Origin of the sequence: Bordetella tumulicola, from assembly GCF_965138755.1 — a bacterium.
GTDB classification, from domain to species: Bacteria; Pseudomonadota; Gammaproteobacteria; order Burkholderiales; family Burkholderiaceae_B; genus Bordetella_A; species Bordetella_A tumulicola.
The window spans coordinates 1-2,536 of record NZ_CBCSFP010000026.1; the positions used below are offsets into that span (position 1 = coordinate 1).

A 2,536-nucleotide genomic window follows, 5' to 3' on the forward strand; every position below is an offset into this window, starting at 1 on the left:
CATCTGCGTCCTGGCCTTCCGTAGAGGTATCGTCGGCGAACTCCAAGCCTTCNCCCCACGCCCTGGCACGNTCCCCGAACTCGCGATAGGGTGTCACCTTGGATGTTGGGCTTGCAACGATCTCGTTTTACATGAACGCTCGTGATCTACGATCGAGCAGTCGTCGACGACATCTCTTGTGTAGATGCTGATCGCATCAAAGCGACGGCGGTATTGATCTATTGCGAGCATGGGAGCCAAGCCGATTTGGCCGGCGGGGGGTTTAAACACAATGCCCATGCGCCAAAAGAACCAACTACCCCCGCAAGAACTCAACCCTAACGCGAGGAAACACCCTTGCGCGCATACTCCATGTACAACTGGCGCGCCCGACGGGCAACCGGTCCGTAAGAAAGCTCACGGCCTTCGACGCGATTGACGTGGACGACTTTTCCGTAGTTGCCGGTGGAAAAAACTTCGTCTGCGTGTTCGACATCGGCACGGGTTATGGCGCGTTCCTGGACATCTATGCCATCGGCGCGCAACAAGCCCAGGACGCGTTGGCGGGTGATGCCATTAAGGAAGGTGCCATTGTCGGCGGGGGTAGAGACAACACCGTTCTTGGCGATCCACAGATTGGCTGTGGCGAACTCGGCGGCGTGGCCATCGCCGTCCAGCATGATGGCGTTATCGAAGCCTTTGTCGTTGGCTTCGCGGATGGCGCGTTGACTGTTGGGATAGAGGCAGGAGGCCTTGGCATCGGTCGGGGCCATACTGGGCCAGGCGCGCACAAAGCTGGAGAAGCACACAGAAAAGCCTTGTTCGCCCGGCATAGGGACTTTGAACACGTGCAGCACGAACTGGGTCTTCGCGGCGTCGGGCAGCAGAAAGCCATCGGCGCAAAAAAACATGGGCTTGATGTAGAGGGCCTCGCCCTCGGGAAACTTTGCGACGGCCTGCAAGCATAGGTCGCGGATGTCCTGCCAGGATAGCTGGGGCTTCATCAGCATTTTTTCGGCAGACCGGATCACACGTTGACAGTGCAGGTCCAGGTCGGGCGTCAGGCCGTCGAAGGCACGGGCGCCGTCGAACACCATGCTGGCCATCCAGAAGGCGTGGTCGGCCGGGCCAAGTAGTTTAGGGTTTTCCGTGACCCATTGGTCATCGTGCCAGAAGATTGCATCCATGTTGTTATTCCTTAGCTTGACTACACGCGGCGTACTGCCGCGGGCTGATTTATAGCTTGGCCTGTACGCGCTCGGCCACATCCGCGGGTACCCACGTGTGCCATACCTTTGGGTACGTGCGCAAGAAGTACAGCGCCGCCTCTTCCGGTTCGGCCCCTTCGTTCTCCAGCCAACCTAACGTGTCGTCGATGACCGCGCTAGGAAGGTGAAGTTTTTCGAAGAAGGCATGCAACTGCGGAGCCTGCTTGGCGAATTGAGCGTTTAGTCCGGTCACTGCCTTGCTCGGTTTGAACTCGGTCGGGACAGGATTCGCGCATTTAGGATCGGTAATGCAAGTGTAGGCCGCCTGATCGAACGGCGGTAGCTGCAGCTTGACCAGATCCAGCGATCCTACCAACGGCGTGGGAGTCCAGTAATAGAACACGATGTCGCGCTTTCGTTTGTAGGCCGATACGATCGCGGCCTTTTGTGCGGCGCCTGAGCCTGGAGCGAACATCGTGTACTGATCTTCGAGTTTCAATGCTTTAAGCATGTTGGTATTCAGTGTGCCGCAGGTCCAGCCTGCTGGGCAGCCGAGGACTCGGCCCTTTTCAGGGTCCTCGGGATCCGCGAACGCCTTGGCGTAGCGCGCCAGATCCGTCGCGCTTTTCAGGTCGGGATAGCGCTCGGCGGTATAGCGGGGAATATACCAACCCTCGGTCGCATCAAAGACGTGGCCAACCGCCAAGACCTTGCCGGCTTTCTGCGCCTTTTCCCAGGCCTCGCCGATCTGGCTGGGCCAGACTTCTGGTGTGACGTCGACATCGCCGCGCTGCAGCGCCGCCAGCATGGCCAGCGTTTCGCCAATTTCCACCGAGGTCTTGCAGCCGTAGCCATGTTCGACGATGAAGCGTTCGATACCTGCCAGTAGTAAGTTGGATTCCCAATTCAGACCACTGAAGCGAACCGGTGTGCTGACTTCGCATTGAGCAGTGCTCGCTGCATGTGTCATGGGAGACCACAGAAACAGGATTGTGGCCAAGGCAACTAGCAGCCGTTGGGGGGCTTTCATCACTCTCATCGGTAAATTTCCCTTGGAGGCGGATTAATGGTGAAAGAGAAAATGACGCCTATGATTGCGTCATGTTTTTGGGGGACCATCCCTTATCATAGAGGGATATAACGTCTGACGTGACGTGCCCTCCTTGACGGACAAACCTCGTCGTCGGAAGAGCATCCTTTCGCGTTAGGGTTGAGTTCTTGCGGGGGTAGTTGGTTCTTTTGGCGCATGGGAGCCGAGTCTAAACNCCNCGCNGGCCNAATCNGCTNGGCTCGGGCGCATGCAGGCGCCCTCGGTCCCGCTGCGCGGGACTGCCCGATCNTCAAAAGGC

Annotated in this window: 2 protein-coding genes; both read right to left on the minus strand. The window is 58.2% G+C overall.

All coding sequences use genetic code 11. The features are described 5' to 3' along the window. Positions 1-317: 317 nt before the first annotated feature. The gene (locus tag ACNAZS_RS26695; protein WP_415793634.1) at positions 318-1,166 is read right to left on the minus strand and encodes a branched-chain amino acid aminotransferase; all 849 of its coding nucleotides are present in this window, start codon (positions 1,164-1,166) and stop codon (positions 318-320) included. A 49-nt stretch (positions 1,167-1,215) separates the two neighbouring features. Further along, entirely contained in the window at positions 1,216-2,217 is a 1,002-nt protein-coding gene (locus ACNAZS_RS26700) for an ABC transporter substrate-binding protein (protein WP_415793636.1), read from the minus strand. Positions 2,218-2,536 lie beyond the last annotated feature (319 nt).